Below are 13,935 nucleotides of genomic sequence, written 5' to 3' on the forward strand. Positions count from 1 at the left end.
ATGCCGGCAAAGATCGATCTGAAAGACTTCCACTGGCTGCTCGACATCGTTCAGTGCATGGACGTCGGCGTCGTAGTGCTGGACCGCCAGTTCCGCGTGGAGGTGTGGAACGGGTTCATGGAAAACCATTCCTGCCTGGGCCCGGACCGAGTGAATGGCCGTAACCTCTTCGAGCTCTTCCCCGAAATCGATCAGACCTGGCTGCGGCGGAAGGTCGAAACCGTGCTGGAACTAGGCACCCGCGCCTTCAGCCTGTGGGAGCAACGCCCGTACCTGCTGCGCTTCGAGAACTACCGGCCGATCACCGGAGAAGAAGACTTCATGTATCAGAACGTCACCTTCCTGCCGCTGGCGACTGCCGGAGGGAAGTCGGAGCGGGTGTGCCTGGTGATCTATGACGTGACCGAAGTGGCGCGCTTGAAGAAGCGGCTGGATGCCTCCTGTGCGGGCAATTTCAATCGCTGAGCGGGCCGCACGGCTGCCCGGCAGATGCCGAAGGGGCAGCTTCGCAGCCCTTGGCGAATGAATTCGCCCCCACAGGAAAAGCGGTAGCTCCTGCCTACTTGATGTACCACCCCCACGGCTCGCGGCTGCGGTACTCGGTGACTTGCTTCACCTCCAGGTAGTTGTCCAGGCCCCAGCGCCCCAGCTCACGGCCAATGCCGCTCTGCTTCATGCCTCCCCAGGGAGCCTGGGTGAAGGTGGGTTGCGAACAGTTGACCCAGACGATGCCCGCACGCAGGCCGTTGGCAACCCGCGCAGCACGCTCCAGATCGTTCGACATCACCGCTGCTGCGAGGCCATATCGGCTGTCGTTCGCCTGTTTCAGGGCCTCGGCCTCGGTCTTGAAGCGCTTCACACAAAGCACTGGCCCAAAGATTTCCTCACGCCAGATGCGGCTGTTCTCGCCAGGTTCGTCGAAGATCGCCGGTTCGACAAAGAAACCGTGCGACAAGTGCGGCGGCCGCTTGCCGCCGGTGAGCAGGTTCGCCTCCTGCTTGCCCTGTTCGATCATGCCCATGACCTTCTGGAATTGTCCCGCACTGACCAGCGGGCCCAGCAGCACGCCACGTTCCAGGCCGGGGCCGATCGTGATGCGCCGGGTTTCGTCCACCAGGCGTTCGAGCAGTTTCGCGGCGATGCCTTCCTGCACCAGCAGACGCGACGTCGCGCTGCACACCTGGCCCTGGTTCCAGAAGATGCCGAACATGATCCACTCCACCGCCGCTTCGAGATCGGCGTCGTCGAAGACGATGAAGGCCGACTTGCCACCGAGCTCCAGACTGATGTTCTTGATGTCAACCGCCGCCGCCGACATGATTTTCGAGCCAGTCGGCACGCTGCCAGTGAAGGCCAGCTTGTCCACCCCCGGATGCTGGCTGAGCGGGGCCCCAGCTTCGCTGCCCAGCCCCGTAACCACGTTCAAGACGCCGGACGGCAGGCCGATGCGCTCGGCGGCACCCGCCAGTTCCAGCGCTGTCAGCGGCGTCAGCTCCGACGGTTTGAGCACGCAGGTGGCGCCCGCGGCCAGCGCTGGGGCGACCTTCCAGGCCGCCATCAGCAAAGGGTAGTTCCAGGGGATGATCTGCCCGGCCACGCCTACCGGCTCGTAGCGGATGCGACAGCTGAAACGTTCGTCCGGCAGTGCCAACGGCTGGTCCTGGCGGTCATCCAGCTCCCGTGCCAGCTCGGCGTAATAGCGGAAGCAGCCGATGGCATCGGCTATGTCCCACTGCGCCTCGGGAAGCGGTTTGCCGTTGTCGCGCACCTCCAGCACGGCCAGGGCATCGCGACGACGATCGAGTTCATCGGCCAGGGCCTCCAGCCAGGCAGCGCGCTCGGCGCCAGTGCTTTGCCCCCAGCCGCGGGTGAACGCCTGGCGAGCGGCATGCACGGCATGGTCAATGTCTTCCTCGGTGGCGGCTGGCACGCGCTGGATCAGGTCGCCGTTGCCAGGGTCGATCACATCGAAGTAACCGCCCAGGTCAGGGCGGACCCATTGCCCGTTGATGTACAGCTGGTCACGCATGGCTTGCTCCATGGGCGCTCAGGCGCCGCTGCGGCGGTTCTGCAGGTAGCGGGAGGTGAACAGCAGCGCCAGCGAGACGCAGATGATCACCGTGGAGATGGCGTTGATCTCCGGGGTAATGCCCCGGCGAATCGACGAGAAGATGTAGATCGGCAGGGTGGTTTCCGAACCGGCGACGAAGAAGGCGATGATGAAATCGTCGAAGCTGAAGGTGAAGGCCAGCAGGAAGCTGGCGAGGATGGCCGGGGCGATCTGTGGCAGGGTCACCCGGCGGAAGGTTTCCAGCGGTGGCGCGTAGAGGTCGGCGGAGGCTTCGAGCAGGGCTTTGTCCAGGGCTTCGACCCGGGTACGGACGATGACCATCACCAGCGCCATGGTGAACAGCGAGTGCGCCGCGATCACCGTGAACAACCCCATGCGCAGACGCGGCAGGCCAGCTCCCAGCAACAAGTCGAGCAGTGGATTGACCAGCTCGAAAAGGCTGATGAAGGCGATCAGAGTGGCGATGCCGATGACGATGCCGGGAATAATGATGGCGCAGTAAGTCAGGGCGTCGAAGAACAACCGCACACGCTTGCCCACCCGCTCCAGGCCGAACACGGCGAGGGTGCCGAAGAGCGTCGCAATCAGCGCCGAGCAGAAGGCGATCAGTGCACTGGTGCCAAGCGCCTCCATGATGAACGCGTTGCCGAAGGCGCGGCCGAACCATTGTGTCGAACAGCACTCGAATGACAGCCCGCTGCGCCCGGCGTTGAAGCTGAACAGCATGATCAGCGCGATGGGCGCATAGAGGAACAGGTAGAGCGAAGTGGAGTAACTGCGCAGCCACATCAGAGCATCCCCTCTGTCGAACGCTTGCCGAAGCGCGCCACCAGCTTCAGGTAGAGGGCGATAATGGCCAGCATCATCGCCACCAGTGTCATGGCAACGGCACTGCCAAAGGGCCAGTTGCGCGATTGCAGGAAAAGGTCCACCAGCGCATTTCCGACGAAGAACACCTTACCGCCGCCGAGAATCGCGGGAATCAGGAACTCGCCCATGAGCAGGATGAACACCAGCATGGCGCCAGTGATAACCCCTGGCGCGGAGAGCGGAAGGGTCACCCGGCGAAAAGTTTCGAAGGCGCTGGCGCCAAGGTCGGACGAGGCCTCCAGCAGCCGTTTGTCGAGCTTCTCCAGGCTGACGTAGATGGGAAACACCATCAGCGGTAGATAGCCGTAGACGATGCCGATCAAGACTGCGCTGGGGGTATTGATCAGACGCACGTCTTCCAGACCGACCAAAGCCAACAGCGCCGGGATACCCTTGCCGCCGAGGATGAAGATCCAGGCGTAGGTGCGGATCAGGAAGCTGGTCCAGAACGGCACGATGACCAGCGTCAGCAGCAAAGATCGGCTGCGCTGCACCTTCACCGCCAGGAAATATGCGAGCGGATAAGCTGCCACGAGGCACACCAGGGTACCGAGTGGCGCGAGGACCAGGGTGTTGTAGAAAGCCTTGGCCCGCGAGCCGAGATTGAGGTAGTTGTCCAGCGTCAGGGCGGCGGCGTAGCCGCCCACCGGGCTGCGCTCGCCGAGGCTGAACACCAGAATGATCACCAGCGGCATCAGCAGCAGCAGCAGGAACCACAAGGTGGATGGCAACAGCAGGAGCAGCGTGACGCGCCGGCCGAGGCTCTGGCCAGCAACTGGCACAGTCTGGCCCGCGTCGGCCAGCGCAGAAGTGCTGATGGCGACGTTCATGGAGGGTTCCCTACGGTTCATGGGAGCGGCCACTGTAGGAGCGAGCTCTGCTCGCGAAGCGGTTCGCGAGCAGAGCTCGCTCCTACAAGAACCGGCGCTCGATCAGGCCGCCTTGAAGCGCGCCATCAGTTCGGCGCGAGCCGGGCTGGTGAGGGTCGCCGCAGCACCGAACTCCAGGGCGCTGAGCAGGTCGGCTGCCGGGTACATGATCGGGTCTTCAAGCATCGCCTTGGGCAATAGCGCATCCACGCGCTTGTCACCGCTGGGATAGCCATGCGCCTCCACTTCGCGCTTGTTCACCTGCGGATCGAGCAGGTAGTTGATCAGCGCATAGGCCGCATCGGGGCGTTCGGCGCTCTTCGGAATGGCGAAGAAGTCGCTCCAGATCTCGCCGCCTTCGCGGCCCAGCACGTACTGCATCTGCGGCAGGTCGCGGTGCAACTGCGAGGCGTCGCCGGTCCAGCACATGGCCATCCAGGCATCGCCGTTGCGCATGGACGGCTGATAGTCGGAGTTGATCGCGAAGAGGTGCGGCTTGACCTCCAAGAGCAGCTTCTCGGCATCGGCCAATTCTTTCGGGTCGATCGAATTGAAGCTGTAGCCGAAGGCCTTGAGGGCATTGCCGATCACGGTGAGCTGGTAGTCGTGGACCATCACCCGGCCGGTGGCCTCGCCCTTGGCCAGTTCCCAGAACTCCTTCCAGGTCGTGGGCCGGGCCTTGATCTTCTTGCTGTCATAGACGTAGCCGGTGGTGCCCCAGTCCTTGGGCACAGCAAAAGTCTTGCCGTTGATGACCCCCTGCTCCATGAAACGCTTCTCGTAGGAAGCCGGATCGAAGTTGGGGATGCGCGACAGGTCCAGCGGCACGATCAGGCCCAGCTCGGCATAGGTACTGATGGTGTAGTTGGTCGGCACGAAGACGTCCCAGCCACTACCTCCAGCCTGCAGCTTGGCGAGCATTTCCTCGTTGGAGCCAAACACGTTCATCTGTACCTGAGCGCCCGTTTGCTCGGCGAAGGCGGCGAAGTTTTCGGCGTTGTGATAGTTGGGCCAGGTTGCGAGCACCACCCGGTCGCCGATGGTGCCCTTCTCAGCTGCGAAGGCCCGATTGCTGCTCAACAGCCCGGGCATGTTCGCGGCCATGACAGCCATGGCCAGGCCGAGTCCGGTACGGCCCAGGAACTCGCGACGGCTGATGGAGCCGTTCTGCCAACTGCGCAGTTGCTTGATGAAGTCTTTCCGATCCATTGCTGCTACCCGCCTGTGAGTGGTTGGTGTTGTCCCTGTCAAAGCGCCATTGCCAGGCCGCTCGCCTGATCCCAGCCGATGCGCACCGGCGATCCATGTTCGAATGCCGAACGCTCGTGCTGGCCATGGCGCGGCACGCGCACGCAGACGATGCCGAAAGGCTCGGTGCGCACACGGTATTCAGTGAGATTGCCGAGGTAGATGCGGTCCACCACCTGGCCCGGCAGGCTGATATCGCGGGCCATGGCATCGCGCTCGACACCGATGGCGATCAGTTCCGGGCGCACGGCAATGCAGCCTGGTTCGGATACCTTCAGGGCTGGCCCAGTGGGCGTCTGCGGGCTGGCCAGTTGCAGACCTTGTGCGGTGTCCAGGAGCACGCGGTCGCCGTCGATACGCCGCACGGTGCCGTCGAACAAGTTGGATTCGCCGATGAAGTCAGCGACGTAGCGGCTTGCCGGCGATTCGTAGAGCTGTTCGGGGCTGGCGCTCTGAAGGATCTGGCCGTCCAGCATGACGCTGATGCTGTCGCTCATCGACAGCGCCTCTTCCTGGTCGTGGGTGACCAGCACGAAGGTGATGCCCACCTCGCGCTGCAGGCGCAGCAGTTCGGACTGCATCTCCTTGCGCAGCTTGCGGTCCAGCGCCGCCAAGGGCTCGTCGAGCAGTAGCACCGTTGGCTTGTTGACCAGTGCCCGGGCCAGGGCCACCCGCTGCTGTTGGCCGCCGGAGAGCTCATGGGGCTTGCGCAGGCCGAAGCCGGACAGGCGCACCATTTCCAGAGCCTGGTCGGCCAAGCGCCGTTGCTCGGCGCGGTCCGGGCGTGGGCTGTGGTAGCGCAGGCCATAGGCGATGTTCTCTGCCACCGTCAGGTGCGGGAACAGTGCATAACTCTGGAACACCATGTTCACTGGGCGTTGGTAGGCCGGCACCCCGGCAACGAAATGCCCGTCCAGCAGAACCTCACCTGAACTGGGCTGGTCGAAGCCGGCGATCATCCGCAGCGTGGTGGTCTTGCCACAGCCGGAACTGCCGAGGAAGGAATGGAAGGCTCCGCGCCGCACCTTGAAGTTGAGCCCGTTGACCGCCGTTACCGAACCGTACCGCTTCACCACGTTGCGGAACTCGACATCGAAGACTTCGCTTGCATCGCTCACGGCCGGCCCCTTGGTTGCAGGTGTTCTTGGCATATGGCCACACGCTAGCAATGGGGGTTTTCAGCTGTATATATCCCTTGGGGGATAGGCGGCCCCGCCGGCCACGGGGCTGTACCGAGCTCCACGGGAAACAAGCCACAGATTCTGTGGACTGGATTGTGGATAAGTTATGGACTCCAGGCTGGGGAGGCCAAGGATCAAGGTCTGGAAGCTGTTGCTCGGTTTTTGAGCAGGAGAGGGTCGGTCTGCCGTTGTGGGGGCGAATTCATTCGCAAAGCAGGCCAGCAGCCTGTCCTCTTGCGTGAGCGGGGGCTGCTACGCAGCCCTTGGCGAATGAATTCGCCCCCACAGGAATAAGCCACAAATTCTGTGCAAATCGTTGTGGATAAGTCGTGGGCATCAACCTACAAGCCTTATGGCACATGGCTTACATAAGACTGGCTGGTTATTGAACAGCACAGTATTAATCACATTCTGCGATAAAAATCAGACCGCCGTGCGCAAGGGTTCTTCCGCACGTTCGTCACGCGGACCGCCCAAATCGCGCACAAACAGGCCAAGCAGTTCCGACTGGCTACCGATCCCGAGCTTGGCGTAAATGTTCTTGCGATGAATCTTCACCGTGCCAGGGCTGATGGCCAGGTGTTCGGCCACCGAAGCGCTGGAGTGGCCGCGCAGGAGCATCTGCACCACCTCCTGCTCGCGAGCGGTCAACACGTGGGCGCCGAACTGGTCGAAGGCTTCGCGAATCTTGTAGTCCAAGTCCTGCACCGGGCGCGGGGCATGGGCGCGACAGAGCTCCCAGGCTTCGTTCACCACCTGTTCGACCACGGGCTGGGCGCAGTCGAGCATTTGCATCTCATCGCGGCTGTAGGCTGGGCTGCAGGTACTGCGCATCAGGGAAAGCACGCCCTTGGCGCCTTGGGCCAGGTCGACGAAGAACGCAATTTCCTCGGTCAAGCCAGTCTGCTGGTAATAAGTGACGTAATACTCACCCAGATAGAAATGGTCGGGCGCGAACTGGCGCAGGCGCCAAAGACCAGGGGCCTGGTTGCGGGTGCAGGCCAGGTAGAAGGGGTCGAGCAGGTAGGGGCCGACCTGATAGTCCTCGACATAGACGTGGCGCTTGTCCGCCGGGAAAGTGTCGAACAGCGCCAGGGGCCGGTGATTGCCCTCGTAGACGAAGAGCACGAAGTGATCGACGTGGCAGATTTGCTGCAACCACTGGCTGAGGCCAAGCAGACGGGCCCGGCCGGCGGGCTGGGTGAGCAGATGAGCGACACCGGTGGTCCAGTGTTTGAGTTCCTTGTGGCGCATGGGGGAATAGCCTGAAGTTGGGCTGCGCTTCAATCACTATAGGCGTTCAGCATTTCGCACATAAATGCACGAAATGCGCCAAGATCCTGAAGACCACGCACAAGCCTCTAGCTCGCGGCTGCGCCCTGCCTAGGGCCTGGCGGCCCTGCCCCATCCCCGCCCGTATCGCCCCACCCGGCGTCACCCATTGCCACAGGCCCGGGTGACGAGTAGCAATCAGCCCTTGTTCGCCTTGCCAAAACCCGGCGCCTTGCGCACCGCTTTGACCTTGGGCTTATCACTATCGATCCAGCTGCCGAGCCTCGCCTTACCGGGCTTGCCGGCACCGGGCTGGAGTTCCTTGGGCTTCTTCGGCTTTTTCGGCTTCTTCAATACCTGGCCGGAAGCATCCGTCTGCGGCACCCGGTGATCCGGTATGAAGCCCGGTTCGTCACGGCGTGACAGTGTCTGGCGGGTCAGCACTTCGATCGCAGCCAGCAGTTGCACCTCGTCGGCACAGACCAGCGAGACCGCCTCGCCGGTGGCGCCGGCACGGCCAGTGCGGCCGATGCGGTGTACATAGTCCTCGGCGACGATAGGCAGGTCGAAGTTCACCACCAGCGGCAGGTCGTCGATGTCCAGTCCGCGAGCCGCCACATCGGTGGCTACCAGCACCTGTACTTCTCCATCCTTGAAGCGCTGCAACGCCCGTAGGCGCGAGGGCTGCGGCTTGTCGCCGTGGATCGAGTCGGCAGCGATGCCTTCTGCCTGCAAGCTCTCCACCAGTTGGTCGACGCCCTTGCGGGTCTTGGCGAATACCAGCACCTGACCCCAACGGCGCTCCTCGAGCAGGTGCAGGAAAAGTTCGGTCTTGCGCTTCTTGTCCACGGGGATCAACCACTGGCTGACACTCTTGGCCGCTGCGTTGCGCGGGCTGACCTCGATGGACAGGGGGTCGCGCAGGAGCTCCTTGGCCATCTGACGGATAGCGTCGGAGAAAGTGGCGGAGAACAGCAGTGTCTGCCGGCGCCGCGGCAGCGCGGCGAAGAGTTCGTCCAGCTCGCGGGCGAAGCCCAGGTCAAGCATGCGGTCGGCCTCATCCAGCACCAACGTCTGCAGCTGGTTGAACTTCACCGCGTTCTGTCGATAGAGGTCAAGCAGCCGGCCCGGAGTGGCGACCAGAACGTCGATGCCCTTGCGCAGTTTCATCATCTGCGGGTTGATGCTTACCCCGCCGTAAACTGCGTAGTTGCGCAACGGAAGGTGCTGGCCGTAGACACGGAAGCTCTCGTTGACCTGTTCGGCCAACTCGCGGGTCGGCACCAGCACCAGGGCACGCACCGAATTGCTCGCTACTTGCGGGCCTTCCTGGATCAGGCGCTGCAACAGCGGCAGGGCAAAGCCCGCGGTCTTGCCGGTGCCAGTCTGGGCGGCGGCCATCAGGTCGCGGCCCTTGAGCACGGCGGGGATCGCCTCGACCTGCACCGGCGATGGGGTTTGGTATCCGAGTGCCTCGATGGCACGCAGCAGGGGTTCGATAAGGCCGAGGGAAGCGAAAGTCATGGAGGAGCAGCCAGTAATTGCACAAAGGCGCAAGTTTAACAGGCCGCGGTGAATCTACCGCGGGCTTTAGGTCCTACGCGGCATCGCGCCTGGTCTGCCCTTCGTCTGGCTGCCCCTCAAGGGACGGCTGCACCACCTGCTCTTTCTGCTCGCGCCACTGCGGCAGGCCTATGAGGATCACGGCGCTGATGATCACCAGCATCGCCATGCCCTCCTCCATGCCGATCTGCTCGCCGGCAAAGCCGATGCCGAGCAGCACGGCCACCACCGGGTTGACGTAGGCGTAGCTGGTGGCGGCCGCGGGGCGAACGTTCTTCAGCAGATAAAGGTAGGAGCTGAAGGCGATGATCGAGCCGAAGACCACCAGGTAAGCCAGCGCGCTCCAACCGGCGACCGTCGGCATCGCAACCAGGCGTTCGCCGCTGAGCAGGCTACCGGCCAACAGAGCAAAGCCGCCAGCGAGCATTTCCACTGCGCTGGCCATGGGGCCGGCGGGCAGCTTAAGGTTCTTGCTCCACATGGAGCCGAACGACCAGGCGGCGGCGGCGAAGATGATCAGCGCAGCGCCGAGCGGGCTGGCCTGCAGGTTGGAGCCGAGGTTGAGCAGGGCGATGCCGACCAGGCCAAGGGCGATGCCCGCCCACTCCAGGCGCGTGGTGCGCTGCCCCCAGATCAGCCCGAAGAGCAAGGCGAACAGGGGCACCGTGGCCACCGCCAGGGCCGCCACACCGGAGGCCACGCCCAGATGTTCGGCCAGGGTCACCCCGCCGTTGCCACAACTGAGCAGGAGAAAGCCGATGGCGCCGGCAGCCTTCCATTCCTGCCAACTCGGGTTCGGCAAACCACGCCAGCGCAGCCAGGCAAACATCAGTCCACCGGCGACGACGAAGCGAATACCGGCCATCAGCAGCGGTGGCCAGGACTCGACACCGATGCGGATCGCCAGGTAGGTCGATCCCCAGATCAGGTAAAGGGCGATGAAAGCCCCAATCAGCAGAAGCGGAAAACGGCGCGAAGACATGATCGGGACTCGACGCAGGAGGGAAACGGGTGTTTATTTTAGATAAGGCATCACCGGCAAAATAAGCCTATAAACCTGCTTGATTTGCCTCTGTACTTAATAATCAACTGAAATTCAGGTTAACAACCTTCGATTCATCAGATCACTATTTAAGGAGGCACTTGTGGATAAATATGATCGTTTGCTGCTTGCAGCGCTGATAGAGAATGGCCGCGCTTCCTTTGCCGACCTGGCGCGCCGGGTCAACCTGTCGCCGCCTGCGGTGGCGGACCGTGTTGCCAAGCTGGAGGCCAGCGGGGTGATCACCGGCTATCACGCCAGCGTCGACCTGGCGAAGATTGGTCTACCGATCGAATGCGTGATCGAGTTGCGCATTGTCGATCACGATTACAAGCGCACCCAGGAAGCTCTGGAAAAGATTCCCCAGCTGACCCTCTGCCACCGCGTCACCGGCGACGCCTGCCTGCTGATCAAGGGCGCCGTGGCCTCGATGCCGGAACTGCAGGACCTGATCGACCAGATCGGCAAGTACGGGCCAACCAAGACCTCGCTGGTCCTCTCGACACCATTCGAGCAGCGCATTCCCGCGGTGCTGCAGGTGCAGCAAGGAAAGGTCGAGGTGTTGCGGCCGGCGAAGGGCTAAGGGACGGTGGGCTTGGCCGCCAAGGGCGAGCCTGGGGCCTGCTATGCGAATTATTTCGCACGCGCACGGTCAAGGCTTTCTTCTCCAGGCCTCGCCCAGGGGTAAAGAGGCGACTCACGCCCCTCGATGCCGCTTGAGCGCCTCGGGAATCTTCGACGCCGGCACTTTCTGCAGGCTGCAGAACAATCCATGAGACACCTCGGCAATGCCGTGCTGGTCATGCAGGCGCTCAGCCAGGAGCAGGGTCAGGTTGGCCGCCATCTCGGCATCGGCCAGCGCCCGGTGGGCCTTGCCGGTATTCGGCAGGCGGGCCCAGCTGTTGAGGGTACCCAGCTTGTGATTGGGCGCTTCAGGCAACAGGCGCCGGGCCAGCAGCAGGGAGCAGGCGAAAGCCTGTCGGCGGCTGCGGCCGAGGCGCGTCAGTTCGGAATCCCAGAACTTCTGGTCGAAGGAGGCGTTGTGCGCCAACAGTGGCAGGTCGCCGACGAAATCTGCAGCCTCGCCCATCACCTGTGCGATCGGCGGCGCCTCGCGCAGCATGGCATTGGTGATGCCGGTCAGACCCTCGATGAAGGACGGTACTCGGACGCCTGCATTCATCAGGCTCTGGTAACGGTCGACAATACGCCCACCCTCCAGGATGACCACGCCAATCTCGGTGGCGCGGCAATGGTCGCCCGGTGTGATACCGGTGGTTTCGAAGTCGATGACGGCAATGGGTTCCACAAATCGTTCCAGGTTCAGTTAGCGGCGGGGACTGCTTCAGCCCCTGAGCAACAGGGCGCCCTCGATGGGCGCATAGCGGTCAGCAGAGCGAATCAAAGATTGCGCGGTCAAGCCGGGCACGCCGTAGACCAGGCTTTCCACGCCATGGGCCGTGCGGACCCGCTCCAGCAACAGGTCGAAATCGCCATCGCCCGAAGCCAGCACCACCAGGTCGACGCGGGGCGCGGCGTCCAGCACATCGATGGTGATGCCCACATCCCAATCACCTTTGGCCGATCCATCGCTGCGCTGGATGAAAGGTTTGAGCTTCACGGTAAAGCCCAGGTTGCGCAGGATCTGCTGGAACTGCTGTTGTTTGGGATCGCCGCGGTCGATGGCGTAGGCATAGGCTTCGACGATGTCCCCTTCAGCGCAGACGCCCCGCCAGAAGGTCCCGTAGTCGAAGTGACAGCCATAGGTCTGGCGCACCGTGTAATAGAGGTTCTGCACATCGGCGAATACGGCAATCTTTTTCACCGGAAGTCCTCGGCGGCTGGCTGGCGATGGCTGATGGGAGCTAAAGTCCCGCCCAGTATGCCAGCCTTGGTAAAGGGAGTGCGGATATGACCTCGCAACGCAGCCACAGTGCACTGCTGATCATCGACATGCAGCAAGGTATCCAGCATCTGGACTGGCCACGCAACAATCCGCAAGCCGAAGTGCGAATTGCCCAGCTACTGGGACGCTGGCGCACGGCGGGCTGGCCAGTGGTGCATATCCGCCATATTTCCCGCGAGCCCGACTCGGTATTCGCGCCCGGACAGTCCGGCGCTCTGTTCCAACCTGCGCTGGCTCCGCACGACAACGAGCAGGTGTTCGAGAAGAATGTCACCGATGCCTTCACCCATACCGGCCTGGAGCGCTGGTTACGGATACGCGGCATCGGCAGCCTGGTGATCGTCGGCGTCGCCAGTGAGAACTCGGTAGAAGCAACGGCGCGCAGTGCCAGCAACCTGGGCTTTGTCACCCGCGTGGTGGCAGATGCCTGCTACACCTTCGCCAAGGCTGATTTCTCTGGTCGGCCGCGCACGGCTGATGAGGTGCACGATATGGCGATGGCCAATCTGCAAGGCGAGTACGCCGATGTGGTGTTCAGCCCTGACCTGCTGCAGAGCGAGCCGAGGTCGGCAGGCCAGGGACGTGCCCGGGGAACTGGAAACAGCCGAGCAGGCTGACCCGGGCCCGACCCGAGCGATTATCATGGCGCCCTCTCCATGCCACCATTCCCATCATGTCGCTCTACGACCGCAACCTGGCCCTGCTCAACGACCTCGCCATTCCCTATCGGGAAGTCCACCACGAAGCGGTGCTCGACTACCCGACGGCCCATGTGATCCGCCAGCGATTCGGGTTGCGCGGGGTCGAAAGCAAGAGTCTGTTCCTGCGCTTGAAAGGCGGCCGCTACGCCATGCTCGCAACGCTTGAGACTGCGCGGGTGGACTGGGCGTGCCTCAAATCGCTGCTGGGCGCACGCCCGAGCATCGCCAGCGACACGGAACTGGTCGCGCTGACCGGTTGTGTGCCGCGGTGCGCCTGTCCGCTCGGCCATGGCGCGGCGATCGACCTGGTATTCGACGACGCCATCCTGGAACACGACTACCTGATCTACTCGCCCGGACCACCGGAGCGAACCCTGGAGGTCGCGACCTCGGACATCGCCCGTCTGCTACCTACCCTGCGCAACCGGGTGCTGCACTTCCATTCAGGGTGAGCCTGTCTTGGGCGGCTACGCCCGCATGGGCTAAAGTTCGCAAGACGTACTGCTGACGATGTGACTGCCAGCCCATGAATCCACTCGAGCTCCTGCGCGACACTTGGTACTTCTTTTCCCGCAATGTCGGTCAGATCGCCCTGCTCTGCCTGCCCGTCATCCTGACGGAGGCCGTGTCGCAGCAGGTCCTGCTCGCCTGGCTCGGGCAAAGTAAGGTGCAAGCCTGGTCGATCATCGTCAGCATGCTGTTCTACCCGCTGTACGTGGGTGCCTTGATCATATTCACCGACAGCCGTAGCCACCGCATCCGTCTCAAACCCAGGCAGGTGATCGAGCTGACGCTGTTCCGCTGGCCCTCTTTCGCCGTGCTGGCTGCCATCAGCACCTTGCTGATCATGGTAGGCGCCTGGATGCTGATCCTTCCCGGCCTCTATGTAATGATCAAGCTGGCCTTCGCCGAATACCTGCTGGTGCTGGAGGGTAAGTCGCCGCTGGATGCCATCCGCCTGAGCTTCGAGCTGACCAAAGGGCACTTTCTCACCATCCTGGCTTGCATCCTGATGGTGATGGGGCCCATCTGGCTCATCGATTGGTGGGCCTACCAGGAGCTCGGCGACCAGCCGGATCCGGTGGGGATCGTGATGCTGGAAAGCTTCAACAGCTTCTTCCAGCTGTTTGTCAGCGTGGCGCTGTATCGCCTGTTCAGCCTGGTCAACGAGCCAGTGCCGGAACAGTGAAAGCGGTCTAGTCTTCTGGGTTC

Annotated in this window: 15 protein-coding genes; 5 read left to right on the top strand and 10 right to left on the bottom strand. The window is 62.8% G+C overall.

Features of this window, described 5'->3' with window-relative positions:
* Positions 1-465: a PAS domain-containing protein gene (locus tag OXH74_RS04425; RefSeq protein ID WP_375740228.1), complete on the top strand. Its 465-nt coding sequence runs from the start codon at positions 1-3 to the stop codon at positions 463-465.
* Positions 466-559: 94 nt separating this feature from the next.
* Here OXH74_RS04425 and OXH74_RS04430 read toward each other — a convergent pair whose 3' ends face one another.
* From OXH74_RS04430 to yedA, 8 genes are all read right to left on the bottom strand, one after another.
* Positions 560-2,029, bottom strand: coding sequence for an aldehyde dehydrogenase family protein (locus OXH74_RS04430; protein ID WP_375740229.1), 1,470 nt, complete (start codon positions 2,027-2,029; stop codon positions 560-562).
* 18 nt (positions 2,030-2,047) lie between these two features.
* Positions 2,048-2,860: an ABC transporter permease gene (locus OXH74_RS04435; RefSeq protein ID WP_215370896.1), complete on the bottom strand. Its 813-nt coding sequence runs from the start codon at positions 2,858-2,860 to the stop codon at positions 2,048-2,050.
* A complete protein-coding gene (locus tag OXH74_RS04440; RefSeq protein ID WP_375740230.1) occupies positions 2,860-3,771 on the bottom strand; it encodes an ABC transporter permease in 912 nt (303 codons plus the stop codon). The genes OXH74_RS04435 and OXH74_RS04440 overlap by 1 nt, the downstream gene beginning before the upstream one ends.
* A 102-nt stretch (positions 3,772-3,873) precedes the next feature.
* Positions 3,874-5,019 carry a PotD/PotF family extracellular solute-binding protein gene (locus tag OXH74_RS04445; RefSeq protein WP_215370901.1) on the bottom strand — a complete coding sequence of 382 codons (1,146 nt, stop codon included), beginning with the start codon at positions 5,017-5,019 and terminating at the stop codon, positions 3,874-3,876.
* A 38-nt stretch (positions 5,020-5,057) separates the two neighbouring features.
* The gene (locus OXH74_RS04450) at positions 5,058-6,176 is read right to left on the bottom strand and encodes an ABC transporter ATP-binding protein (RefSeq protein WP_375740231.1); all 1,119 of its coding nucleotides are present in this window, start codon (positions 6,174-6,176) and stop codon (positions 5,058-5,060) included.
* 486 nt (positions 6,177-6,662) lie between these two features.
* Positions 6,663-7,493: a response regulator transcription factor gene (locus OXH74_RS04455; protein ID WP_375740232.1), complete on the bottom strand. Its 831-nt coding sequence runs from the start codon at positions 7,491-7,493 to the stop codon at positions 6,663-6,665.
* A gap of 216 nt (positions 7,494-7,709) precedes the next feature.
* Positions 7,710-9,035 carry a DEAD/DEAH box helicase gene (locus OXH74_RS04460; RefSeq protein WP_375740233.1) on the bottom strand — a complete coding sequence of 442 codons (1,326 nt, stop codon included), beginning with the start codon at positions 9,033-9,035 and terminating at the stop codon, positions 7,710-7,712.
* Positions 9,036-9,108: 73 nt separating this feature from the next.
* The gene (gene yedA / locus OXH74_RS04465) at positions 9,109-10,056 is read right to left on the bottom strand and encodes a drug/metabolite exporter YedA (RefSeq protein WP_215370913.1); all 948 of its coding nucleotides are present in this window, start codon (positions 10,054-10,056) and stop codon (positions 9,109-9,111) included.
* 163 nt (positions 10,057-10,219) lie between these two features.
* On the opposite strand from yedA, the gene OXH74_RS04470 reads away from it, so the two are divergent.
* Entirely contained in the window at positions 10,220-10,699 is a 480-nt protein-coding gene (locus OXH74_RS04470; RefSeq protein WP_375740234.1) for an Lrp/AsnC family transcriptional regulator, read from the top strand.
* A gap of 114 nt (positions 10,700-10,813) precedes the next feature.
* Here OXH74_RS04470 and OXH74_RS04475 read toward each other — a convergent pair whose 3' ends face one another.
* Both OXH74_RS04475 and OXH74_RS04480 read right to left on the bottom strand, forming a co-directional pair.
* Positions 10,814-11,425, bottom strand: a complete 612-nt coding sequence (locus OXH74_RS04475; RefSeq protein ID WP_375740235.1) for a PolC-type DNA polymerase III — start codon at positions 11,423-11,425, stop codon at positions 10,814-10,816.
* A gap of 36 nt (positions 11,426-11,461) precedes the next feature.
* Positions 11,462-11,941 carry an NYN domain-containing protein gene (locus OXH74_RS04480; RefSeq protein WP_215370922.1) on the bottom strand — a complete coding sequence of 160 codons (480 nt, stop codon included), beginning with the start codon at positions 11,939-11,941 and terminating at the stop codon, positions 11,462-11,464.
* A gap of 86 nt (positions 11,942-12,027) precedes the next feature.
* Here OXH74_RS04480 and OXH74_RS04485 point away from each other — a divergent pair, with 86 nt between their 5' ends.
* The 3 genes from OXH74_RS04485 (at position 12,028) to OXH74_RS04495 (ending at position 13,912) form a co-directional block, all read left to right on the top strand.
* Positions 12,028-12,639 (top strand): cysteine hydrolase family protein, encoded by a 612-nt coding sequence (locus tag OXH74_RS04485; protein ID WP_375740236.1) that lies wholly within the window; start codon positions 12,028-12,030, stop codon positions 12,637-12,639.
* A gap of 56 nt (positions 12,640-12,695) precedes the next feature.
* Complete coding sequence (locus tag OXH74_RS04490) at positions 12,696-13,175, top strand: YbaK/EbsC family protein (RefSeq protein WP_375740237.1); 480 nt, start codon at positions 12,696-12,698, stop codon at positions 13,173-13,175.
* Between the two features lie 74 nt (positions 13,176-13,249).
* Complete coding sequence (locus OXH74_RS04495; protein ID WP_215370931.1) at positions 13,250-13,912, top strand: YciC family protein; 663 nt, start codon at positions 13,250-13,252, stop codon at positions 13,910-13,912.
* The last annotated feature ends 23 nt before the right edge of the window (positions 13,913-13,935 follow it).

The organism is Metapseudomonas boanensis (assembly GCF_042232855.1).
Lineage (GTDB): Bacteria > Pseudomonadota > Gammaproteobacteria > Pseudomonadales > Pseudomonadaceae > Metapseudomonas > Metapseudomonas boanensis.